At 63.8% G+C, this 22995-nt stretch carries 21 protein-coding genes and 1 pseudogene; 6 read left to right on the forward strand and 16 right to left on the reverse strand.

What is annotated here, in order from left to right:
• Position 1: 1 nt before the first annotated feature.
• Positions 2-1999, reverse strand: a complete 1998-nt coding sequence (gene ctaD / locus AB3X86_RS17405) for a cytochrome c oxidase subunit I (protein WP_368596915.1) — start codon at positions 1997-1999, stop codon at positions 2-4.
• Positions 2000-2027: 28 nt separating this feature from the next.
• The gene (gene coxB, locus AB3X86_RS17410) at positions 2028-3017 is read right to left on the reverse strand and encodes a cytochrome c oxidase subunit II (protein ID WP_368596991.1); all 990 of its coding nucleotides are present in this window, start codon (positions 3015-3017) and stop codon (positions 2028-2030) included.
• A gap of 298 nt (positions 3018-3315) precedes the next feature.
• Between coxB and AB3X86_RS17415 the strand changes: the two genes are divergently transcribed.
• The 3 genes from AB3X86_RS17415 to AB3X86_RS17425 all read left to right on the forward strand — a co-directional run bounded on the left by AB3X86_RS17415 (position 3316) and on the right by AB3X86_RS17425 (position 6553).
• Positions 3316-3648 (forward strand): tlde1 domain-containing protein, encoded by a 333-nt coding sequence (locus AB3X86_RS17415; RefSeq protein WP_368596916.1) that lies wholly within the window; start codon positions 3316-3318, stop codon positions 3646-3648.
• Positions 3645-3920: a hypothetical protein gene (locus AB3X86_RS17420; RefSeq protein WP_368596917.1), complete on the forward strand. Its 276-nt coding sequence runs from the start codon at positions 3645-3647 to the stop codon at positions 3918-3920. Before AB3X86_RS17415 ends, AB3X86_RS17420 begins: the two co-directional genes overlap by 4 nt.
• Before the next feature lie 176 nt (positions 3921-4096).
• A complete protein-coding gene (locus AB3X86_RS17425; RefSeq protein ID WP_368596918.1) occupies positions 4097-6553 on the forward strand; it encodes a penicillin acylase family protein in 2457 nt (818 codons plus the stop codon).
• Between the two features lie 38 nt (positions 6554-6591).
• Here the strand turns inward: AB3X86_RS17425 and AB3X86_RS17430 are convergent, their stop codons facing one another.
• Both AB3X86_RS17430 and AB3X86_RS17435 read right to left on the reverse strand, forming a co-directional pair.
• Complete coding sequence (locus tag AB3X86_RS17430) at positions 6592-7557, reverse strand: 2Fe-2S iron-sulfur cluster-binding protein (RefSeq protein ID WP_368596919.1); 966 nt, start codon at positions 7555-7557, stop codon at positions 6592-6594.
• The gene (locus AB3X86_RS17435) at positions 7554-8654 is read right to left on the reverse strand and encodes a Rieske 2Fe-2S domain-containing protein (protein ID WP_368596920.1); all 1101 of its coding nucleotides are present in this window, start codon (positions 8652-8654) and stop codon (positions 7554-7556) included. Before AB3X86_RS17435 ends, AB3X86_RS17430 begins: the two co-directional genes overlap by 4 nt.
• A gap of 187 nt (positions 8655-8841) precedes the next feature.
• Between AB3X86_RS17435 and AB3X86_RS17440 the strand changes: the two genes are divergently transcribed.
• Complete coding sequence (locus AB3X86_RS17440) at positions 8842-9342, forward strand: MarR family winged helix-turn-helix transcriptional regulator (protein ID WP_176107565.1); 501 nt, start codon at positions 8842-8844, stop codon at positions 9340-9342.
• Positions 9343-9370: 28 nt separating this feature from the next.
• Here the strand turns inward: AB3X86_RS17440 and AB3X86_RS17445 are convergent, their stop codons facing one another.
• Positions 9371-10309: an NADP-dependent oxidoreductase gene (locus AB3X86_RS17445; RefSeq protein WP_368596921.1), complete on the reverse strand. Its 939-nt coding sequence runs from the start codon at positions 10307-10309 to the stop codon at positions 9371-9373.
• A gap of 156 nt (positions 10310-10465) precedes the next feature.
• On the opposite strand from AB3X86_RS17445, the gene AB3X86_RS17450 reads away from it, so the two are divergent.
• Both AB3X86_RS17450 and AB3X86_RS17455 read left to right on the forward strand, forming a co-directional pair.
• Complete coding sequence (locus tag AB3X86_RS17450; RefSeq protein ID WP_176107563.1) at positions 10466-10699, forward strand: DUF2795 domain-containing protein; 234 nt, start codon at positions 10466-10468, stop codon at positions 10697-10699.
• Positions 10696-11634, forward strand: a complete 939-nt coding sequence (locus AB3X86_RS17455) for a DUF72 domain-containing protein (protein WP_368596922.1) — start codon at positions 10696-10698, stop codon at positions 11632-11634. Before AB3X86_RS17450 ends, AB3X86_RS17455 begins: the two co-directional genes overlap by 4 nt.
• Here AB3X86_RS17455 and AB3X86_RS17460 read toward each other — a convergent pair.
• The 11 genes and pseudogenes from AB3X86_RS17460 to AB3X86_RS17510 all read right to left on the reverse strand — a co-directional run bounded on the left by AB3X86_RS17460 (position 11626) and on the right by AB3X86_RS17510 (position 22974).
• A complete protein-coding gene (locus AB3X86_RS17460; RefSeq protein WP_176107561.1) occupies positions 11626-12288 on the reverse strand; it encodes a UdgX family uracil-DNA binding protein in 663 nt (220 codons plus the stop codon). The genes AB3X86_RS17455 and AB3X86_RS17460 overlap by 9 nt on opposite strands.
• Positions 12289-12315: 27 nt before the next feature.
• Entirely contained in the window at positions 12316-12468 is a 153-nt protein-coding gene (locus tag AB3X86_RS17465; protein ID WP_018437257.1) for a DUF6496 domain-containing protein, read from the reverse strand.
• A 108-nt stretch (positions 12469-12576) separates the two neighbouring features.
• Entirely contained in the window at positions 12577-13260 is a 684-nt protein-coding gene (locus tag AB3X86_RS17470; protein ID WP_368596923.1) for a hypothetical protein, read from the reverse strand.
• Positions 13257-14663 carry a selenium-binding protein SBP56-related protein gene (locus AB3X86_RS17475; RefSeq protein ID WP_368596924.1) on the reverse strand — a complete coding sequence of 469 codons (1407 nt, stop codon included), beginning with the start codon at positions 14661-14663 and terminating at the stop codon, positions 13257-13259. Before AB3X86_RS17475 ends, AB3X86_RS17470 begins: the two co-directional genes overlap by 4 nt.
• Before the next feature lie 216 nt (positions 14664-14879).
• The gene (locus tag AB3X86_RS17480) at positions 14880-15758 is read right to left on the reverse strand and encodes an ABC transporter permease (protein ID WP_368596925.1); all 879 of its coding nucleotides are present in this window, start codon (positions 15756-15758) and stop codon (positions 14880-14882) included.
• Positions 15755-16585 carry an ABC transporter ATP-binding protein gene (locus tag AB3X86_RS17485; protein ID WP_368596926.1) on the reverse strand — a complete coding sequence of 277 codons (831 nt, stop codon included), beginning with the start codon at positions 16583-16585 and terminating at the stop codon, positions 15755-15757. Before AB3X86_RS17485 ends, AB3X86_RS17480 begins: the two co-directional genes overlap by 4 nt.
• Before the next feature lie 85 nt (positions 16586-16670).
• Entirely contained in the window at positions 16671-17714 is a 1044-nt protein-coding gene (locus AB3X86_RS17490; RefSeq protein WP_368596927.1) for an ABC transporter substrate-binding protein, read from the reverse strand.
• A 54-nt stretch (positions 17715-17768) separates the two neighbouring features.
• On the reverse strand, positions 17769-18665 hold the full coding sequence (locus AB3X86_RS17495; RefSeq protein WP_368596928.1) for a TauD/TfdA dioxygenase family protein: 897 nt from the start codon (positions 18663-18665) through the stop codon (positions 17769-17771).
• 152 nt (positions 18666-18817) lie between these two features.
• Positions 18818-19771 (reverse strand): ABC transporter substrate-binding protein, encoded by a 954-nt coding sequence (locus tag AB3X86_RS17500; protein WP_368596929.1) that lies wholly within the window; start codon positions 19769-19771, stop codon positions 18818-18820.
• 20 nt (positions 19772-19791) lie between these two features.
• A pseudogene (locus tag AB3X86_RS17505) lies at positions 19792-21593 on the reverse strand (amino acid ABC transporter permease/ATP-binding protein).
• Positions 21594-21612: 19 nt separating this feature from the next.
• Positions 21613-22974: an LLM class flavin-dependent oxidoreductase gene (locus AB3X86_RS17510; RefSeq protein ID WP_368596930.1), complete on the reverse strand. Its 1362-nt coding sequence runs from the start codon at positions 22972-22974 to the stop codon at positions 21613-21615.
• Positions 22975-22995: the final 21 nt, after the last annotated feature.

Below are 22995 nucleotides of genomic sequence, written 5' to 3' on the forward strand. Positions count from 1 at the left end.
GTCAGCCTCCCGCGTCCTCGACCGCGACCGGCTCGCGCTGGATCAGCGCGCGCTCGGGCCACAGCCACGTGATGATCGACACCGCGCAACCGGCCAGCATCGCGCCCACGAAAACCCACGCGGTCAACGCGAGCCCCGCGAACAGTAGCGCGGCGAAGACCGCGAGCCAGAACGGCGCGTATGAATCTTCGGGCATCTTCAGGATCACGTCGGGACTCGCCTCCAGTGCGGTCGTGCCCAACGCTTCGCGACCTTGCGCGAGCAGATAGCCTTCGTCGAGTTGCGAGCGCGCTTGAACCGCCTCCCCCGGCTCTTCGACGCGTCCTTCCCACAATGGATGCCGGCTCGCGAGCGTCGGCACCACCGCGAAGTTGTACGGCGGCGGCGGCGAGCTGACCGACCATTCGAGCGTCGGCGCATCCCACGGATTGTTGCCGGCGAGCTTGCCGCGCTTCAGGCTCACCGCGATATCGATCAGAAACAGCAGCACGCCGGCCGCAAACAGGAACGAACCGAGCGACGTGACGAGGTTCACCGTATTCCAGCCCATGTCGGCGGGATACGTGTACATGCGGCGCGGCATGCCGAGCAGTCCCGCGATATGCATCGGAAAGAAAGCGACGTTGAAGCCGATGAACAGCACCCAGAACGCGAGCTTGCCGAGACGCTCGTTCGTCATCCTGCCGGTGAACTTCGGAAACCAGAAGTAGATGCCGCCGATCACCGGAAACACGTTGATGCCGAGCAGCACGTAGTGCAGATGCGCGACGACGAAGTAGGTGTCGGTGAGTTGCCAGTCGAACGGCACCGCGGCCGTCATCACGCCTGACACGCCGCCGATCACGAACAGCAGCACGAAGCCCGCGAAAAACAGGAACGGCACGCGATACACGGGGCGGCCGGTCCAGATCGTCGCGACCCACGCGAACGTCGCGACCGCGCTCGGCACCGCGATGACCATGCTGGCGGAGCCGAAGAACGACAGCGCGAGCGCGGGGATGCCGGTCGCGAACATATGGTGAATCCACACGGCAAAGCCGAGCACCATCGTCGCGACCGTCGCCAACGCGACCGGCCCATAGCCGACCAGCGGCCGGCGGCAAAAGACCGGCAGCGCATCCGACACGATGCCCATCGCCGGCAATACGACCACGTAGACCCACGGGTGCGCGAAGATCCAGAACAGGTGCTGCCATAGCAACGGACGCCCGCCATTGAGCACGTCGAAGAAATGCGTGCCGATGCGGCGGTCCATCCACAGCATCAGAAACGCGAGGCTCACCGAAGGCACTGCCAACAGATTGCCGCCCGACGCGGTCAGCGTGCCCCACACGAGCACCGGCACGCGATCGAGCGACATGCCCGGCGCGCGCATCCTCAGCAGCGTGACGACGAAGTTCATCGAGCCGACCGTCGTCGAGATGCCGAGCAGCACCATGCCGAGCGCATACACGTCGATGTTCGGGCCGTTGCTGTATTCGAGCCCGGACAGCGGCACGTAGTTGAACCAGCCTGCGTCGGGGGCCTGGCCGGTCGGAAAACTCGCATACAGGAAGATGCCGGCGAACAGGAACACCCAATACGACAGTGCGTTCAGGCGCGGAAAGGCCATATCGCGCGCGCCGAGCACGAGCGGCCAGATATAGTTCGAAAAGCCGGACAGAACGGGCAGCGCGTACAGAAAGATCATCGTCAGTCCGTGCATCGTGAACAGCTGGTTGTACTGTTCGGGCGTGAGCACCGTTGCGTTGGGACGCGCCAGTTGAACGCGCAAGATCAGCGCTTCGACGCCGCCCATCAGCAGGAAGACGAATGCGGTCACCAGGTAGCGCAGGCCGATGGTCTTGTGATCGACCGTCGAGAACCAGCCGCGCCAGCCGGGCCGCGACTCCCAGATTTCGCGCAGCCGCTGTTCCTGCTCGCTGCCGGGCTCGACGCGGCCGCGCCGCGGCGTGCGGGTCAGTGCGGGCAGCGAAGCGGAAGCGGGTTGATCGGACATTGAACGGGCTCCTCGAGTGCGATGCGCTTCAATGCAGCGTCGCCAAATACGCCGACATCGCGGCGGCCTCGCTGGTGGTCAGCGCGATACTGGGCATCAATCCGTCGGGTTTGATTCGCTGCGCGTGCTCGATCCAGTCGAGCAGATGGTCGGGCGTGTTGCTGAGCGCGCCTGCCGCGATCATCCGGCGCGAGCCGAGATGCGTCAGATCGGGGGCCTGCACGCCGGTGGCCTTGGTGCCGCGAATCGCGTGGCAGCCTGCGCAGCGCTCTTTGAACAGATGCTGGCCGGCCGCGACCGCAGCGTCGCCCGTTGGCACGCTGGCCGCGCGTCCCTGCGCGTCGCGCCACGCGTTGAAGGCGGCGGCGTCCTGCGCGATCACTTCGAACGCCATATGCGCGTGCTGCGCGCCGCAGAACTGCGAGCACTGCCCACGATAAATGCCGGGACGGTCCGCCTGAATCCACTGCTCGTTGGTTTGTCCCGGAATCGTCTGCGTCTTGCCCGCGAGTTGCGGTACCCAGAACGCGTGCACCACATCCGCGCTTTTGAGCTGGATCTTCACGGGTTCACCGACCGGGATGTGAATCTCGTTCGCGGTACTGAAGTTGCGGGCCGGGTTCGGATCGTCGCTGTAATCGGCCTTCCACCACCAGTCGTAAGCGGTCACGGTGATCGTCAATTGCGGATACGACGCGGGCGACGCCACCGATTCGAGCGTGATCAGGGCATAGACCAGCATCGCCAGCAGCACGACCGACGACAGCGCGGTACCGATGAACACCCAGCGGATGCCACCGGGCTCGGCGCTCAGCGCATCCGGTCGCGCCGCGGGACGCTTGCGGACCATCGCGCCAATCAACAGACCGGCGACGATCAGCGTGACCAGGGTCACGATCGCGGTGAAAACCCAGCCGAGGTAAAGCGTCGGACGAGCCGCCGGGCCTGCCGCGTGCAGGAAGTAGTTCAGCGGTGCCACCGGGTTGGCGTGCGCGGAGTTTGCGGACGCGCTAGCCAGCGCCGCTAACGACGGGACGCTGCCCCGCCTGATGCGCCGTCCTGACGTTCCGGATGCTTGCGCTGCTGCCACTGGGCACCCCGCTAGTAATGAGCTTTCAACACGCGTCGTCCCCTGCGAACGAGACGACGCCCAAGCAGGTCAGCAAAAATCAGGCCGCGTGCGCCGAGCTGTTGCCGTGAATAATTTTGTTTAATAGTTTCCTTCTCAAAAAAAATCGCCTTTAGAATGCCGCTCTGCATAACTCAATTATTTACGAGTTCACTGTTATCGGACAATCTGGAGGACAGGTGTTTCAATGCACGTTCGAATTGAATGGCAAGCCAATGAGCGAATTTCGGATTGGCGCCCATGGAAAGATCGTCTTAACCTGAATGGCAATAACAAAAGCGAATGGTTCGCGCTCTACGCTATCGACGCTAATATCGACGACGATAAAGTCTTATGCGACGGCATTATTCGTGGCCAGTTCCGATTGCATCCGAAGGGTCGATTGGGGAGGAGCGAGGGCTGCATAACTATCGACCGACTCGCAGACTGGCATCATATTCGTTCGATATTTACCAACACGCCAAAAGCATCAGTGCCTGGATCGGAACTTAAAGCGTACGGTGAGGTGATTGTGAGATGAAAAAAGTCCTAATTTGTCTCGCGGTCGGTTTCGCCTTACTGCTCGCAATCTTTGCCAATGCGCTGTGGTGGATGATGAATCCAGAAGCGCCCTTGAACTTTTCGAATCCGATATGGAAATTGGCGGTCCGTATGTACGGGGTCAAGACGGCATATCAGGAATCCGACCTCGCCTTCCTCATGTCGTCGGCCGCAATCGTGCTAGGTTTCGCCGCAGCAATTCTGCTTGTGTGGCGAAGCAAGAAGCGTGGTCAGCGAAAGCTTGACGACTAGCCATCTCACGGTGGAAATAATCGCTGCCTCCGCATTAAGCGTTGCACCCGAAGCCCGCCGACCAGCGGGCTTTGTCGTTTTTGGGCTTCACCACGGTGACCCACCGTCAACTACCCGCTAAGCTCGCGAGAGTGCCACGCGCATCACCAATCAACGTCCGCCCGACCGAAAAAGCCATGCGTTCGAACGTCTCGCGGCTCCGCCGCCTCGCCGGCCTGCTGGTCGCTCTGCCCCTCGCCGCCGCTCTGCAAGGCTGCGCGAGTCAGGACACCGACAACGTCGCGCATACCGGCCCCTATCGCGCCGATATCCGCCGCACCGCGCTCGGCATTCCGCACATCAAAGCCGACGACTGGGGCAGCCTCGGCTACGGGTACGGCTACGCGCAGGCCCAGGACAATCTGTGCACAATGACCGAAAGCTTCGTCACCTATCGCGGCGAACGTTCGCGCTTCTTCGGCGCCGACGCGCGCCCCGCGTTAGGCGCGACGTTCGGCCAGCCCGACAACCTCGACTCGGATTTCTTCTTCCGTTTCATCGTCGACGATGCGACCGTCGCGCGCTACCGCAAAAGCCAGACCGACGACATGCGCGCGCTGATCGACGGCTTCGTCGCCGGCTATAACCGCTACGTCGTCGATCTCGCGCATGGCGATTTTCCGGGCGCGCATGCGGCCTGCCGCACGGCGCCGTGGCTCGGCAAGATCAGCAACGCGGACGTCTACCGGCGTCAGATCGCGGCGAATCTGGCCGGTGGCGAGGCCCGCTTCATCAATGCGATAGCGACCGCGCAACCGCCACAGGCGATGCCGAACCCGCCGCAAAGCGGGTTGCAGGGTGACGCCGCCGTCGCTGCACCGCTCGCCGACTTCGGCGGCCATACTGGCATCGGCAGCAACGCCCTCGCGTTCGGCGCGGACGCGACGCACACCGGCAGCGCGCTGCTGCTCGGCAATCCGCACTGGTTCTGGACCGGCCCCGATCGCTTCTACCAGGCTCAACTCACTATTCCCGGTAAGCTGAACGTCAGCGGCGTGTCGTTTCTAGGCGTGCCGCTGATCGTGATCGGCTTCAACGACAACGTCGCGTGGACGCATACCGTGTCCACCGCGAAGCGCTTCGGCCTGTTCAAGCTGACGCTCGAAGCTGGCGCGCCGACCCGGTACCAGATCGACGGCAACAGCGAAGCAATGACGCCGACGCGCGTGAACGTCGAAGTGCGCGCCGCCGACGGTTCGCTGCATACCGTGTCGCGCACGCTGTATCGCTCGCGCTTCGGACCGCTCGTCAACCTCGGCGCGATGTCGCCCGCGCTAGCGTGGAATGCGCAGCAGGCCTTCGCGCTGCGCGATATCAATACCGACAATTTCCGCACGTTCGAAAACTTCCTCGAATGGAATCAGGCGGCCTCGCTCGACGATTTCATCCGCATCCAGAAGAAGAACGCGGCGGTGCCGTGGGTCAACACGCTCGCGATCGGCCGCGACGATCCGCGCGTGTGGTACGCGGACATCGGCGCGATCCCGGACGTGCCCGACGAGTTGGCGCAACGTTGCACGCCGCCGGTCGGCCGGGCACTGGCGCAGATCATGCCCGGCGTGCCGGTCCTCGACGGTTCGCGCAGCGACTGCGACTGGCGCGACGAGCCTGGCGCGGTACAGCACCGTGCGTTGCCGGTCGCGCGGATGCCGTCGCTGCTTCGGCGCGACTATGTCGGCAACTTCAACGACAGCTACTGGCTCACCAACCCGGCCGCACCGATGACGGGCTACGCGAAGATCATCGGCGCGACCGACACGCCGCAGACGCTGCGCACCCGGCTCGGCCATACGATCGCCGCGCAATTGCAGAACGACCCGCATGGCGTTTCCGCCGATGCACTCGGCCGCGCGGCGCTCGACAGTCGCTCGATGTCGGCGTTGCTGTTCAAGCAGCCCGTGCTCGACCGTCTGTGCAACAGCAGCGCGCTCGCAGCCCTGCCGGCCGACCCGAACCCGGAGCAACAGCGCGCGGCGTGCAAAGTACTGGCCGCATGGGACGATACGGCCGCGGCTGGCACAGCGGGTGCAACCTTGTGGGACGAACTGTGGCGACGTCTGCTGACGATTCCGCTCGCGCAGCTATACGCGGTGCCGTTCGATCCCGCGAAGCCGTTGACCACGCCCGCGGGCATCGCCGCCGAACCGGCGAAGCTCGCCGCCGCGCTGAATGACGCGCTCGCGGCACTGCAACGCGCTGGCATCGCGATTGATGCCCCGCGTAGCGCCGCCCTCTACGTGCAACGCAATGACGAGCGCATTCCGCTATTCGGCGGTTGCGACGCCGGTGGCTATTTCACCTCCGCGTGTGCCGCGCATCCATTCGACGCGAGCGGCTATTCGATGAACGTCAAGCCGATGGGCGACACGTATCTGCAGATCGTGTGGTTCTCGGGCGATCAGGCGACCGCCCGCACGCTGCTCGCACCGTCTGAATCCGACGATCCGGCGTCGCCGCACTATGCCGACGGCACGCGCGATTACGCGGCCCAGCGCTGGACGATTTTTCCGTTCTCCGAAGAAGCGATTGCGCACGACCCGGCGTTGAATGTGCGCACGGTTAGTTCGTCGGACTCTGAGGGGAAAGGGCAATAAGCGGTATGACGGGCGACCCGCCCGTCGTCCGCAGAAGATCACAGATCGAGCACCAGCAGCGGCGATTTGGCGCGCGAGCAGCACGGCAGGAACTGATCGTTTGCCGCGCGTTCCTCGTCGGTCAGATAGGAATCCTGGTGATCCGGCTCGCCAGACAGCACCCGCGTCAGACAGGTACCGCACACACCCATCTCGCACGACGTGATCACTTCGACGCCATGAGCGGCCAGCGCCTGAACCACCGTGCATTCGGGCGGCACGTCGATCGTCGCGCCGCTGCTCGCGATGCGCACCTGGAAGCTGCCGCCCGTCGCCGGCTGATTCGCGGCCGCGCCGAAAAACTCGTAGTGCAGCCTGTTTTCCGGCCAGCCCTTGGCGCGCGCGGTCTCGAGCACGAAGTCCATGAAGCCGCGTGGACCGCACACATACAGATGCGTGCCGGGCGGTGCATCGCTTAGCGTCTGTTCGATATCGAACGTCGAGCCGCCCGGATGGTCATCGTGATGAAGCTGGACTGACTTTGCGAAGCCAGCCTGTGCAAGACGCTCGACGAACGCCGTGCGTTCCTTCGAGCGCGTGCAATAGTGCATGTCGAACGAAGCGCCCGTGGCGGCAAGCCGCTCGGCCATGCAAAGAATCGGCGTGACACCGATGCCGCCCGCGAGCAGCAGATGATGTGCCGCATCGTCAGCGAGCGCGAAATGATTGCGCGGCGCGCCGATCTGCAGGCGATCGCCCTCGCGAAGCAAATCGTGCACCGCTTTCGATCCGCCGCGTCCCGCTTCGTCGCGCAGCACAGCGATCAGATAGCGATGCGTTTCGCGCGGATCGTTGCACAACGAGTACTGACGCACGAGGCCGTTGGGCAAATGCACGTCGACGTGCGAGCCGGCGTCGAAAGCGGGCAACGCCTGACCGCTTTCGCTCGCGAGTTCGAAGCTGGCGATACCGGGCGCTTCGTCGCGCCGACGCGCGACCACCACATTCAGCACGGGATGATTCATGTCGCCGTCCGCACCGGAATGACGCGCGTCGCTTCAACCCGGGGCGCGCCCGCCTGCGGCGCGCCGGTCTCCGCGCGTTCCTGCGCGACGAGCCGATCGATCACGCGACGCGACATCACACCGCCCGCATCGATATTGAGTTTCAGCAGATTGCGCTCGGGCCAGCGCAGCAGGTTCTGCTGCTGACGTTCGAGCATCTCCAGATCTTCGCTGAAGATCTTGCCCTGTCCTTCGCGGATGCTGGCGGTCAGCGCGGCATCGTCGGGACGGAAATTGCGCGCCATGCCCCAGAAATACCAGATCGATGTTTCGGTTTCAGGCGTGATGAAATCCACCACGATCGACGACGCCTTCTTGTCAGCGGGCGCGTGATAGCCGCCATGCCCGGCATGCGCGACCCCCACCTCGATCAGCACGTGGCTCGGCGGCGTGAAGTGGCAGATCTGCCAACGGTCGACGGGCACGTCGTCGGCGAGACCATTGCCGCGCAACGCCATCTTCCAGAACGGCGGCGCCGCGACGTTTTCCATGAAACGGCTCGTGCGCACGGTATCGCCTTCGGCCACGGTTTTCGGCGCGGCTTCGTCGATTTCCTTTTGCCCGATGCTGTTCGCGTGCACATAGGTCTCGTGCGTCAGATCCATCAGGTTGTCGATCATCAGCCGGTAATCGCAGCGGATGTGATAAAGACCACCGCCATATGCCCATTCGGCACTCTCGGCCCATTCCAGATGATGCAGTTTGGCGGCATCGGCCTGCGTCGCATCGCCGGGCCACACCCAGACGAAGCCGTAGCGCTCGATCACCGGATAATGGCGAATCGACGGAAAGCCGTTGACGCGTTGGCCCGGCATGCCGGTCGGCTTGCCCTGACAGCCCATTTCGAGGCCGTGATAGCCGCACACGAGCGTGCCGTCGCGCACGAAACCGAGCGACAGCGGCGCGCCGCGATGCGGACAGAAGTCTTCGAGCGCGACCACGGCACCTTCCGCGTTGCGATAGAAAACCATCGGCTCACCGCAGATCTGCCGGCCGAGCGGCTTATCCGCGACTTCATCGGGCATGCATGCGACGTACCACGCGTTCTTGGGAAACATATCAGTCTCACTCCTTGTTGTTAGTTCGCGCACTTCATTCAGCTCACTCAATGAGATTCAGTGTACTCAATGTGCCTTTAATGATTAAATGAAGGTTTTCCCCTACACGAACTTTCAAACAGGTAACACGAAGATCAATTTGCCATTTCCATTCGCGACGAAAAGGCACCAAGTCTTCAGAACTAATATGGTCACTTCAACCGACACCAGCACTTCCGCGATCAGCATCGATCTGTACGACCAGCCCGGCCATCTGATCCGACGCGCGCATCAGATTTCCGTGTCCATGTTTCATGATCTGATCGGGCGCGAGGTGACGCCCGTGCAATATGCGGTGCTCAGAATGCTGCAGGAATTGCCCGGACTCGATCAGGTCACGCTCGCGCAGCGAGTCGGTCTCGACACGTCCACCACCGCCGATATCGCGGTGCGGCTCGAAGCGAAAGGCTGGATCGTGCGCGAAGTTCTGCCGCGCCGCCAGCGTCGTCTGTTGCTGACGCCGGCAGGAGAGCAGTTGCTCGATGAATTGATCCCCGGCGTCAACGCGCTCAATCACGGCCTGCTCGACGGCATGGGCGACGAGGATGCGCGAGAGTTATTGAGGCTATTGAGAAAGTTCGTGCATCTGAATAACGACCAGAGCCGCGCGCCGCTGCGCAGTGCGAGCGACGACGCGACTCCGGACTAGCCCGCTGGCATCCTGCGCGCGGTCCGTGCTACGGCGCGATGTCCACCACGATCTTGCCGCGCACGTGCCCTTTCGCGAGCCGTTCGAGCGCCCTGGCCGTGGCATCGAACGAAAACCGTTCGGCGACCACGACACGCACGCTGCCGTTATTGATCAACGACGCGATCTCAGTCAATTGCCGCCCGTCGGGCCGCGCGGTATAACGCGCGGCCCGCGCGCCATGGCTCGAGGCCTCGGTCTGCGACGGCTCGTTGAGCGTCGAGATCAGCGCGCCGCCGGTCGCGACCGCCGACCACGAGCGGCGCTGCGTATCGCCGCCGACCAGATCGAACACGAGGTCCATATCTCGCGCGACGTCTTCGAAACGCTGCGCGTGATAGTCGATCACGCGATTCGCGCCGAGCGAGCGCACGAACTCGATGCCGTCGCCGGACGCCGTCGCGTACACTTGCGCGCCCTTCTGCCTCGCGAACTGCACGGCGAAATGTCCAACGCCGCCCGCGCCCGCATGAATCAGCACCCGGCAGCCCGCTTCGAGGCAGCCGTGCTCGAACAGGCCCTGCCACGCGGTCAACGCGGCGAGCGGCACGGCGCCCGCGGTCCCCGCGTCCAGTTTTTCGGGCGCATGCGCTAGCGCACTCGCGGGCACGACGACGAATTCCGCGTACGCACCCTGCCCCTGGCCAACGAAGCCATACACCTGCTCGCCCGCGCGCCATTGCGCGGCGCCCTCGCCGACCCGTTCGACCACACCGGAAAAATCGCGCCCCAGCGTATAGGGCAGCTGTTCTTCGCGGATCAACGGGTACTGGCCCGCGCGTGTTTTCAGGTCGACCGGATTGACGCCGGCCGCGCGCACGCGCACCAGCACCTGGCCGGCGCCTGGCTCGGGGATCTCGATCTCCTCGGCCTTGAACACCTCGGGACCGCCGAAGCTGTGAATGCGATAAGCGAGCATCGTGCTCATGATGAGCCTTCTCCTTGAAAGGTCGTGTGTCAGCGGCGCTGCGTTTTCCGGCTGACCGCAAGCCGCGTTCCTCAACGAGCCCCCGAGCCGCGGCACGACATATGCGACAAGTAACGGTAGGCGCGCAGTCGTGATGTACTCATTCAAGGAGGAACCATGTCACAGCACCCCGCTCATTCCCAGGATCATCGTCATCCCGGCCAGCCGAATCCCGCTGACATCGAAAAGGCACTCAGTGGCGTGAATTACCCGACCACGCGCGAAAAGCTGGTCGCGCAGGCGCGCAAGAATCACGCGAATACCGACATCGTCGATCTGGTCGACCGTCTGCCCGATCACAATTTCGACAGCCCGGCCTCGGTCGCGAAGGAAATCGCGCGTATTCAATGACGCACGCCACACTCGACGCGCGAACGAAGAAGGCCGGTGATGCGCGCATCGGCATTTCCGGCTGGCGCTATCAAGGTTGGCGCGGCAGCTTTTACCCCGAGGATCTGAAACATGCAGCGGAATTGCAGTACGCGTCGGCGCGATTCGGCACGATAGAAATCAACGGCACGCATTACAGCCTCCAATCGCTCGATAGCTGGCAGCGCTGGTATGCGCAAACGCCTGACGGCTTCGTGTTCGGCATCAAAGGCGCGCGCTATCTGACGCATATGCTGCGGTTTCGCGATGCGAGCGCGCGCGTCGGCATCGCGAACTTCTTCGCGCAGGGCCTGCTCGCGTTGAACGAAAAGCTCGGTCCGATCCTGTGGCAATTTCCGCCGTCGTTCCGATTCGAGCCCGACGCAATGGAGCGCTTTCTGCACGAGTTGCCGCCCGACACCGCGAGCGCATCGGCGCTCGCCAGTCAACACGATAAGCGGGTCAAGACGCCCTACGTCGACATCGATCGCAAGCGAGTGTTGCGTCACGCGGTCGAAGTGCGCCACGCGAGCTTCGTCGATCCGGCGTTCGTGGCCTTGCTGCGGCAATACGGCGTCGGGCTCGTCGTTTCCGATTCCACCGAACCGTGGCCCGTCGCCGAAGATCTGACGGCGGACTTCGTCTATATCCGCCTGCACGGCAGCGAAGCCAAATACTCGGGTTCATATGGGGACGAAGCTTTGCAACGATGGGCCGAGCGAATCGATGCATGGCGCGGCGGCTCACAACCGGCCGACGCGCGATTGATCGCGCCGCAACTCGCGCCGCGTCGCCGAGCCACGCGAGAGGTCTACTGCTACTTCGACAATGACGTAAAAGCACGGGCGCCGTTCGACGCGCAACGATTGATGAAAGACCTCGGAATCCAAGCGACGCCAGCGCCAGCATTACCCTGATCGCTTGCCGCCGTGGGCCAGCTTCTGCGCGGTACGCAGCGCCGCGACGATGCGCTCGTACACCTCGCGACGGGTTTCAGGGTCCGGCGCGCGCAGTGCATACGACGGATGGTACGTCGCGACCACACGCTTCTCGCCGCGTTCGAGCGTTTTGTCGAATGCGTCCTGCAAACGCGCGTGCGGATCGTCGACAACCGCTTTCAACGCGGTCGCCCCGAGTGCGACGACCACGCGCACATCCGGCATGTCGAGTTCCTGTTCGAGCCAGTAGCTGCATGCTTCGACTTCGCGCTGAGCGGGCGTTTTATGCAAACGACGCTTGCCGCGAGCAATCCACTTGAAATGCTTGACCGCGTTCGTCACGTATACGTCGTTACGCTTGACGCCGGCTTCTTCGAGCGCTCGGTCGAGCAACGCCCCGGCCGGCCCGACGAAGGGCTTGCCCTGCAGGTCTTCCATATCGCCGGGCTGCTCGCCGACCAGCACGATCGACGCATGCCGCTGCCCCTCGCCGGGCACGGCCTGAGTCGCGTTGCGCCAGAGCGCGCAGCGACGGCAATCGCCGAGCTTTGCCGGATGCTGATCGGGTTCGACATCCGCTGGCTCCGATTGCGCGTCGCCATGCGCGCGCTTTTTCTGCGGTTTGTCGGTCATGGGTACGACCGCGCGTGCCGAAGCAGCTTATTTCTCGCTCTTCTTCGGAATCTTCGCGCCCGACTTGCGCGCCTGGTTCAATGCGATCGCGACAGCCTGCTTGTGCGGCTTGCCATGCTTCGACTCGGTCTTGATGTTGTGCGACACGGTCTCTTTCGATGTACCTTTCTTCAGCGGCATGATCTTCTCCGGGTGTAGATGACGAAAGGAAAAATCAGGACCCGCACGGAATGGCGTTCCTGCACCGAAACTGCGCAGCATACGCTGTGCCCGCGAGTTCGTCGAAAGTCACCCGGAAACACCCGTTGCCGACGCATTCAACGCCAGCGACACGCCCCCCACCAGAATCAGACTCGATGCCCACACCGCATCGAGATTGAACCAGCTGCGCGACACGAACCTGAGCCCGAGGTAGCGATAAACGAGCCACGCGAGCACGCCGCCGGCCATCGTCATCGTCGCTGCATGCACCGCGGAGACCGACAGCGCCATGCGCAGACTCGTTTCGATCAGCGCTTGGGCGGCTTGGTGCGCGCTGTCCATCGCGTCGGCGCGGCACAGACCGAGATAGATCGGCACCAGCATCAAGCCGGCCCCGTGCGCGATCGCCACCGCGAACGACCATAGCGCGAGCCGAGACGGCGGAATTCTCGCCAGCACGCGCGGATGACGGCGGCGCATCAGCAACACCAGACCGAAGCCGATCACCAGCAAACTCGCGCCGATCTGCATCTGACGATGCCACGCAAGCAAGCTCACTAGCATCGCGAACGGCAGCATCATCAGCAGTATCGCGAGCGCGTGCCCGGCCGCGAGGTAAAGAAGCGCGACGACCAGCGCTTGCGAGCGCCGCTGCATCAGCGCGTTCGACACCGCGAGCGGCCACCCCATTGCCGGATTGAGCCCGTGGTACACGCCGCTCGCGACGACGGCGAGCCACAGTGCCGCTTGCGGCGACACGGAGCCGCTCAAACGCCCACCGACGGATAGCAGAAAGAATCCGTAGAACAGTCGCCGCCTTCGAGACGGATCTGGTGCGCGCGATAGCCAGCGGGAAATTCGACGAAGTAATCTTCGGCGAGTTTGAGACCGCCATTCGGATCGGCATGCGCCATCACTTGCACGCCGGGCACACCGTCCGGGTAGAACTGGTCGTCCCACGTCGAATAGAGCGAGTTGGTCCAGTAGACGCGCTTGCCATCGCGACTGATCTCGACCATCTGCGGACCGCCGGCGAAAGCCTTGCCGTTCGGATGCGGCGTACAGCGTTCGATGCCGCCAATGCGCACCGAGCCCGTCAATTTCGGCTTGCGCGGTTCGGTCACGTCGTATTGGCGCATCTCGCCGGTGCCCCAGCACGAGACGTAGAGGAATTTGTCGTCGATCGAAAGATCGATATCGGTGACGAGCGGCGGCACCGCGCCGAAACCTTGCAGCAACGGCGGCAACTCGTCGGCGTGCGCGGGCTCCGGCGGAATGGTCGCGGTCTTTTCGATGTGGAAGTGGCCGCCTTCGCGCCACCAGGTCCAGATCGACCCTTCCAGATTCGTGGTATCGACGACGACGCCGATAAATCCGTATTCGCGGCTCGGATCGTGCGCGGGCCGCACTTCGAGCGCCATCTGATGGTTCGCGCCGAGATCGAGCGTCTGCACGTTGCGCCTTGCGCGCAGATCCCAGAAGTGCACGCGGTGGCCGTATTTATTCGAAAGCAGGTCTTCAGGCACGATGCCGTTTTCGAATTGCGGCGGCAGCGCCCATTCGGTCGACACCATGTAATCGCGCGGCAGATTCCACCAGAAGTCGTAGTGCTTTTCCTGCGCGCCGCGCTCGATTTCCCAGCGTCCCAACACCTCGAACGTTTGGCAATCCATGATGAAGATTCCCGGCGGCCCGTCGGTGCCGTCCTTGCCGCCACCGCCGAGCGTGCTCACGTAAATGCCCTCCGGTCCGCAATGCACGGTGTGCGGACGCGAATAGCCGGTCTTGCGGAAGATTTCCTCTGGCTCGATGATCTTGTGAATCTTCGCCTGGGTCGGATGCGGCTTCGTATCGACGATATAGATGCGCGACGAGCGCATGCCCGGAATGATCAGATAGCGTCGCTCGAGAAATGCGTGGCCCGTCAATGGCGACAACGCGGACGAACACGCGTTCCAGCCGAAGTGATGAAATTCGTCGCCCTTGTTCGGCACCGGCACCGTGTGGACCACCTGGCCATAGGTCGGCGAACCGGGCTTCACGTCGATCACGGCGAGCGCGTCGGGCTGTGAGGAATCCGGACTTAGCAGCACCGTGTACGCGTATTCTTCCGCCGGCGCATCCATCGCGAGCTTCGGCGATGCATGAAAGGTAGGATCGGGGCGCATTCCCATGACGGCACTCTCCCTGTCGTTCTGAACGGTTCTGAACGGAAGCCCGGCCCGCCAAAAATCGAGCCAGCGCGTAGCCTTACATTTGTAGTTCACGACAGCGACGGACGCAACCGGATATTTGCACCCGAACGCAGGATGCGATCCGACAGCTAAACGCACCGCGCCGCAAGCGCTCGCGCCGACGCCGCGAAGCCGGATTCGAGCCGACGCAACGCGTTACTGCTGCACGCCCCAGCGCCTCACGGTCACGTGTTCGAGCGTATCGAACACGAGATGCTCGACCAGCAGACCGATCACGATCACGGCCGCGAGCCCCGCGAAAACGCGATCCGTATACAGCTCGTTGCGATTCTGAAAGATGTACCAGCCCAGCCCGCCGCTGCCCGAACTCGCGCCGAACACGAGTTCCGCGGCGATCAGCGTGCGCCATGCAAACGCCCAGCCCACGCGCAGGCCGGCCAGGATCGACGGCAGCGCCGCCGGCACGAGGATCAGCAACACGTGACGCAGGCCCGTCAGACCGTAATTGCGTCCGGTCATTCTCAGCGTCGCGGGCACCGACTGAAAGCCCGAATAGGTATTGAGCGCGAGCGGCCACAGCACCGCATGCACGAGCACGAACAGCAGGCTGCCGGTGCCTAGCCCGAACCACAGCAACGCGAGCGGCAGCAACGCGATGGACGGCAGCGGGTTGAACATCGCGGTCAGCATCGAAAGCAGATCGCGGCCCACGCGCGTCGACACCGCGAGCGATGTCAGCACGAACGCAAACGCGGCGCCGAGCAGATAGCCGCGCAGCAGCACGGACATCGATACCGCCGTCTTCGCGAGCAGTTCGCCGGACCACACGCCTTGCACGAACGCGGTCAAGGTAGCGCCGAAGGTCGGCAGCAGCAGATCGTTGTTGATCACGCGCGCGGCGATTTCCCACGCGGCGATCAGCACGAGTGCGATCAGTGTCTTGCGCAGCCAGCCGTGCGCGAAGATCCGGCTCGTCGCTGGCAACGGCGCTTCGATCGCGAGGTCGCCGGGCGCTTCGAGCGGACGTTCGTATTCGTCGCGCACGGGCGGCAGCAACGTGACAGGGGTACTCATTGCACTGTCTCCGTCTGTTCGAACAGCAGGTGATGAATCCGCGCGACGCTGCGCTGAAAATCGGCGCGGCCGAAGCTGTCCTGCGAATATTGATGGCTGTTCAGTTCCGCGCGCACGCGGCCCGGATGCGGCGACAGCAGCAGAATCCGGTTGCCGACCACCAGCGCCTCTTCGATCGAATGCGTGACGAACAGCAGCGTGAAGTTCACCTCTTCCCATAGCCGCAGCAGTTCTTCCTGCATCTTGCGCCGCGTCAGCGCGTCGAGCGCGGCGAACGGTTCGTCCATCAGCAGCACGCGCGGCTGCATCGCGAGCGCACGCGCGATCGCGACGCGCTGTTTCATGCCGCCCGACAACGTGTGCGGATACGCGTGCGCGAACGCCGCGAGTCCGACCTTGTCGAGGTAATGCAGCGCGCGTTCACGAGCTTCGGCCTTCGACAGTTTCTTCGCGACTCGGAGCGGAAACGCGACGTTCTGCACGACCGTCTTCCACGGCGGCAACTGGTCGAACTCCTGAAACACGACGATGCGATCGGCGCCCGGTCCGCGCACCCGCTGACCTTCGAGCGAAATGCTGCCCGCGCTCGGCTCGATGAAACCGGCCACCGCCTTCAGCAGCGTCGACTTGCCGCAACCGGACGGCCCGAGCAGCACGAAGCGGTCGCCGCCGTAGACGTCGAAGCTGACGTCGTGCGTCGCGCGCACGATCCGCTCGCGTGTGCGGTACTCGAGGTTGACGTTCTCGACCGCGAGCAGTTTGCCGCTGGTTGCCGCGGCTTTCCGTGCGGCGTCGTCGGGAAACAGAAGCGTGGGATTGGCCACCATCAAAGCGCTCCCTGCGAGTGAACCGGATCGACCGGCGAGTGTTGCCGCGTACCGCGCAGCGCCACGAAAACGCTCAACGTCATGCTCAGCTCCCCGCCGCCGTCGCCGGATCGTCGAAGAAATAGTCCTTCCACGACGACGGCTCGTTCCTGATCGCGCCGACGCGATACATGAACTGCGCGAGCCCGAAGGTGTTCTGCGGCACGATCTTGAACTGCACCTGCGGGTTCGTGATGACTTTCACGAGCAGGTCGCGATCGATCTTCGACTGATTGGTGCGGATATAGATATCGGCCGCGCCCTGCGGATTCGCGTTGATGTACTTCGCCGCATCGGCGAGCGCATCGACGAACGCGCGATACGTCTTCGGATTGTCATGGCGGAATTTTTCGGTTGCATAGAGGACCGTCGCCGAGCTCGGGCCGCCGAGTACATCGTACGAATTGAGCACGATATGCGCCTTCGGATTGCCGGCCAGTTCCTGCTCCTGGAACGGCGGATTGCCGAAATGCCCGGTGATTTCAGTGCCACCCGCGATGATCGCCGCGGCCGCGTCCGGATGCGGCAACGCCTGCGTGTACTTGTCGAGCCGGCTGTATTCCTTGTCGCCCCAGCGTTTCGCCGCCGCGTATTGCAGCACGCGCGATTGCACCGACACGTTGACCGCCGGCAGCGCGATGCGGTCCTTCTGCGTGAAGTCAGCGATCGTCTTCACGTCGGGATTGTTGCTGACCAGGTAGTACGGCAGATTGCCGAGCGACGCGACGCCCTTCACGTTCTGCTTGCCGTGCGTGCGATCCCAGATCGTCAGCAGCGGGCCGACGCCCGCGCCGGCGATATCGACCGCGCCCGACAGCAACGCATCGTTGACCGCCGCGCCGCCCGACAGCTTGACCCAATCGACCTTGATGTCGAGGCCCTGCTTGCGTCCTTCGCTTTCGATGAAATGCTGATCGCGCGCCACGTTCAGCAGCAGATACACGATGCCGAACTGCTCGGCCACGCGAATCTCGCCCTCGGCATGCGCGGGAGCGCTGACGACGGCGCCCATCGACAGACTCAGCAGCAGTGCCGTCAAACGGCGGACAAACGGCGGCCGTGCGGCGGTCGGGTGAAATCGGCTCAGCATTGAAACTCCAGTCGGCGTGCGGTGTGATGGTGTCGTTGTGATGGAAAGCGTCGCTCAGCGTGGCACGTCGCCCTCGATCGTCGTGCGATAGAGCTTGCGGCGCAGATGGTCGGGCGTGCCGCCGGCGAGGTGCATCAACGAGCGGTTGTCCCAGAACACCATGTCGTGCTCGGCCCATCGATGCCGGTACAGATGCTCGGGCCGCACGCTGTGCGCGAACAGCTCGTCGAGCAACGCGCGGCTCTCGTCTTCCGGCAAGCCGATCACGCGCGTCGTGAAGTGCTCGCTGACGAACAGCGCCTTGCGCCCGGTCTCCGGATGCGTACGCACGATCGGATGCACGACCGGCTTCACCTGCGCGATCTGCTCGGCGGACAGATTCGGCCGCCACGGGCTGCGCTTCTGCAACTCCGCGTATTTGGCCAGGTACGTGTGCTCCGCGCTGCGTCCTTCCACCGCGCTGCGCAGATGCGCGGGCAACGTATCCCACGCCAGGTGCATGTTCGCGAACAGCGTATCGCCGCCTTCGGCCGGCAACTCCTGCGCGTGCAGCAGCGAGCCGAGGCTCGGCTTTTCCTTGTACGACAGGTCGGAGTGCCAGTAGTGGCCGGCGTCGCCGAGGCCGATCGGCTTGCCGTTCTCGATCACGTTCGATACGACCAGCACCTCGGGATAACCTGCGAGGCCAAACTGATGCAGCACGTGAATCTGCAGCGGGCCAAAGCGGCGGCTGAACGCGATCTGCTGCTCCGGCGTGATGCGCTGGTCGCGAAACACGAGAACGTGGTGGTCCAGATGCGCGCGGTGGATGCGCGCGAAATCGTCGTCGCCGAGCGGCTGGCCGAGATCGAGGCCGAGCACTTCGGCGCCGAGCGGCGCATCGAACGCGCGAATCTCGAAGGATTGCGTCGCACTAGCGGGAGCGGTAAAAGCAGCGGCGGTAGTCGTCACAGGCGTCTCTTCGTCGAAACTATTCAGCGGGCGCCTAAAGGCGCGGTCAGTGCGACGAATGTACCGGCCCGCGCGCGCGATGCCAACGAAGCAAATCCGATACGGTTATCTGCTGGAGTGATAAACCCGATGCTGCAATGTCTTTCGGCGCATCAGAACTTCGGCAGACCCGGTGGATTGCTTTCGGAGCGCGCCAACGCTTCCGACTCGATGCCCCAGTGCGCGAGCGAGCGCCGATAGGCGCCATTCGCGATCAGTCCGTTCGTCGCGACCGTCAGCGCATCCATCAAGCCGCTGCCCTTGCGGGTGGCGATCGCCACATCCGCGCGCGCCGGCCAGCCGGCGTTCAGCGTACCCACCTCACGGATCGCGCCGGTAGTGGCCGCATCGTACGCAAGCGGCGCGTTCGGATTGAATACGACGTCGGCGCGGCCCGATAGCAACGCAATGCGGCTCGCGGCGTCATCGTCGAAGTACTGGAACTCGACCGGCTTCAAACCCTTCGCGACGTTCTGCCGGTTCCATTCGAGGATGATCTTTTCCTGGTTCGTGCCCGAGGTCGTAATAAGGCGGAGGCCCGCAATATCCGGCGGCTGAGCGATCTTCCTGATCGGACTCGCGGTTTTCACGTAGAAGCCGTGCAGTCCTTGCCGGTACGTCGTGAAATCGAACTTCTCCTTGCGCTGCTCGGTGACGCCGACGTTCGAGATCACCGCGTCGTACTTGCCCGAGGTGAGGCCGAGCGGCCAGTCGGCCCATGCGATCGGCACGAGGTTCAGCTTTAATCCGAGCGAATCGGCGATCAGTTGCGCGTAGTCAGCATCGGAACCGACGACGGTACGCGCATCGGTCGCATAGGTCGCAGTCGGCGGCAGGTGCGGCGAAATCGCGACCGTGAAGTTGCCGTCGTTCGCAAATCGGTAGTGGTTGCCGATAGTCGCGATCGCTGCCGGATTCTTCGGCACGCGAACGCGCCCTAGCTGCTCGGGGCTCAGATCCACCGTGCCGTGCGGCGCCTGCGCCGCATGTGCTACGTCGAGCGCATTGCGCACGAGCAGCGCGCCGAGCGCCGTACCGGCCAGAATGAATTGACGTCGATTGGTCATTGATAGGGATCAGTCTGCAATCACAGGACGCGCGACAGAAACTCGCGCGTGCGCGCATGGCGCGGTTCGTTCAATACTTGCGCAGGCGGGCCCGACTCGATCACGCGTCCGCGATCCATGAACACGATCGTGTCGGCCACTTCGCGCGCAAAGCCGATCTCGTGCGTGACGATCACCATCGTCGCGCCGGAACGCGCGAGCGCCTTGATCACGTCGAGCACCTCGTTGACGAGTTCGGGATCGAGCGCCGAAGTCGGCTCGTCGAACAGCAGCACCTTCGGTTTCAGCGCCAGCGCGCGCGCAATCGCCACGCGCTGCTGCTGCCCGCCCGACAACTGACGCGGCCACGCATGCGCCTTCGCTTCGAGACCGACACGCGCGAGCAGACTCAGCGCAAGACTCTCCGCCTCCGCGCGCGACAGACGACCCAACGCGACAGGCGCCTCGATGATGTTTTCCAGTACGGTCAGATGCGGGAACAGATTGAAGCTCTGAAACACCATGCCGACCTCGACGCGGCGTCGCAGGATCTCGTCTCCTTGAGCTCATACAACGTATCGCCATCGCGTCGATAGCCGATCAGCTCGCCGTCGATGTCGATCAGTCCACCGTCCACGCGCTCCAGATGATTGATCGTGCGCAGCAGTGTCGATTTGCCCGAGCCCGATTGGCCGAGAATCACGGTGACACTGCCGGGGCGCATCGTCAGCGACACGTTGTCGAGCACCTTCAGCGTGCCGAAACTCTTCGATACCTGCTGGATCGCGATACGCGCGCCGTCGCGTTGATCGGCCCAGCGTTGATCCAGGCAGGCGCCTGCACGTGCATTGTCTTTTGCTTCTCCACGCGGCTCGGCGGGCGCAACGCCGCCACCGCGCGCAATACCCACGCTTTTCAGCAGCGCGCCGAAAGCGGACGGCACCGCGCTACGCTTGACGCCGCGCGAGAAATACCGCTCCACATAAACCTGTATCGCCGACAACACGGTCAGAATGATCAGATACCAGACCGTCGCGACCATCAGCAGCGGAATCACTTCGAGATTGCGTCGATAGATGATCTGCACGGTGTAGAACAACTCCGGCATCGCGAGCACATAGACCATCGACGAGCCCTTCGCGAGCGCGATCAGATCGTTGAACGCGGTGGGCAGGATCGCGCGCATCGCCTGCGGCAGCACGATGCGCCGGGCCTGGCGCTCGCGCGGCAAGCCGAGCGCGGCGGCCGCTTCGAGCTGACCGTGGTCGACCGACTGAATGCCGCCGCGAATCACTTCCGCCGAAAACGCCGCGTGATTGAGCGTCAGGCCGAGCACCGCGGCGAGAAACGGGCTGATCAGCTCGGTGGTCGGCACATCGAGAAAGACGAGGCTCGTGAACGGCACGCCTAGATGTACCGTCTCGTACAGATAGCCGAGATTGTTCAGGATCAACAGCAGCACGATCAGCGGAATCGAGCGGAACAGCCACACGAACGCCCACGCGCAGCCCGCAAGCAGCGGCGAACGCGATACGCGCGCGAGCGCGATCGGAATGCCGAGCGCGAAGCCGAACACCGCGCCGAGCGCGGTCAACAGCAGCGTGCGGCCGAGCCCGGACAATACCGGCTCGGACAGAAACCATTGCGCGAAGACATTCCAGCCCCAGCGCGGATTGCCCAAGACCGATTCGAGCACGATGCCGATCAGCGCCACGGCCGCCACGGTGCCGGCGAGGCGTGCGCGGTTTTTCGCGGGCACGATGCGATAGTCGGCGCGCTCGCGCAACGTGTCGGCGTGCGCGGCGGCGAGTTGCGGATTCGCGAGTTCAGCGGTGTCGTTCATCGTCGTCTGCTCCGCGCTTTCAGGCCACGGCAGCCGCGTTGGCCGTGTCGGCCGGGTTTGCCGACCCCGCCGCCGCCGCATAGCGGCTCGCCTTGCGCGGCAAGCCGAGATGATCGCGCAGCGTCGATCCCGTCAACGTGCGCTCATAGCGCCCGCGTCGTTCGAGCTCGGGGACCACGTAGCGCACGAAATCGTCCAGGCCCTGCGCCTGCACCGCGAAGCCGAGGATGAAACCGTCGGCTGCGCCGGCGTCGAGCCAGCGGATCAATTCGTCCGCGATCTGCGCGGGCGTGCCGAGAAAATGCGTGCGCGGCGTGGCGACTTCGAGCGCGACCTCGCGCAATGTCGAGCCCTTGCTGCGCGCTTCGGCCTTGATGCGGTCGGTGGTCGAACGGAAACTGTTGCGGCCGATCTCTCCTAGCTCGGGGAACGGTTGGTCGAGCGGATACTGCGTGAAGTCGTGGTGATCGAAATAACGGCCGAGATACGCGAGCGCTTCGTCGATCGTCAATAGCTCGCGAATCGCGCGGTATTTCGCTTCCGCTTCCCCGTGTGTCGCGCCGACGATCGGGCTGATGCCGGGGAAGATCTTTACGTCGTCGCGGCTTCTGCCATGTTCGACCGCGCTGTCTTTCACGCGCTGCGCGAACGCGCGCGTTTCTTCGATCGACACCGAATGCGTGAACACCGCGTCCGCGTATTTGCCGGCGAGCGCGATGCCGGCATCCGACGAGCCCGCCTGGAAAATCACCGGCTGACCCTGCGCCGAGCGCTGAATATTGAGCGGCCCCGCCACCTGGAAGAACTTGCCCTCGTGATCGAGCGTGTGCAGCCGGTCGCGTTCGAAGAACACGCCGCGCTCGCGGTCGCGCACGAACGCGTCGTCGTCCCAGCTATCCCACAGGCCTTGTGCGACGCTCAGGTATTCGTCGGCGATCTCATAGCGCAGCGCATGCTCGGGATGCGAGCCGCCGTAGTTCTTCGCGGTGCCTTCGAGCGGCGTCGTGACGACGTTCCAGCCCGCGCGCCCGCCGCTGATCAGATCGAGCGACGCGAACTGGCGCGCGACGGTGAACGGATCGCTATACGACGTCGATACGGTGCCCGCAAGCCCGATCTTCGACGTGACCGTCGCGAGCGCCGACAGGATCGAGATCGGTTCGAAGCGGTTCAGAAAGTGCGGAATCGATTTCTCGTTGATGTACAGACCATCGGCGACGAACGCGAACGCGATGCCGTATGCCTCGGCCTTGCGCACCGTATCGACGAAGAAGTTCAGGTTCACGCTCGCGTCCGCGGGGCCGGCCGGATGCTTCCACGAATTCATATGGCTGCCGGCGCCCTGCAGCATGATGCCGAAGTTGAGTTTGCGATGGCTCATCGGATAGTCCGCCAATCGTTG

Source organism: Paraburkholderia sp. BR14374 (assembly GCF_040948685.1).
Classification (GTDB): domain Bacteria; phylum Pseudomonadota; class Gammaproteobacteria; order Burkholderiales; family Burkholderiaceae; genus Paraburkholderia; species Paraburkholderia youngii.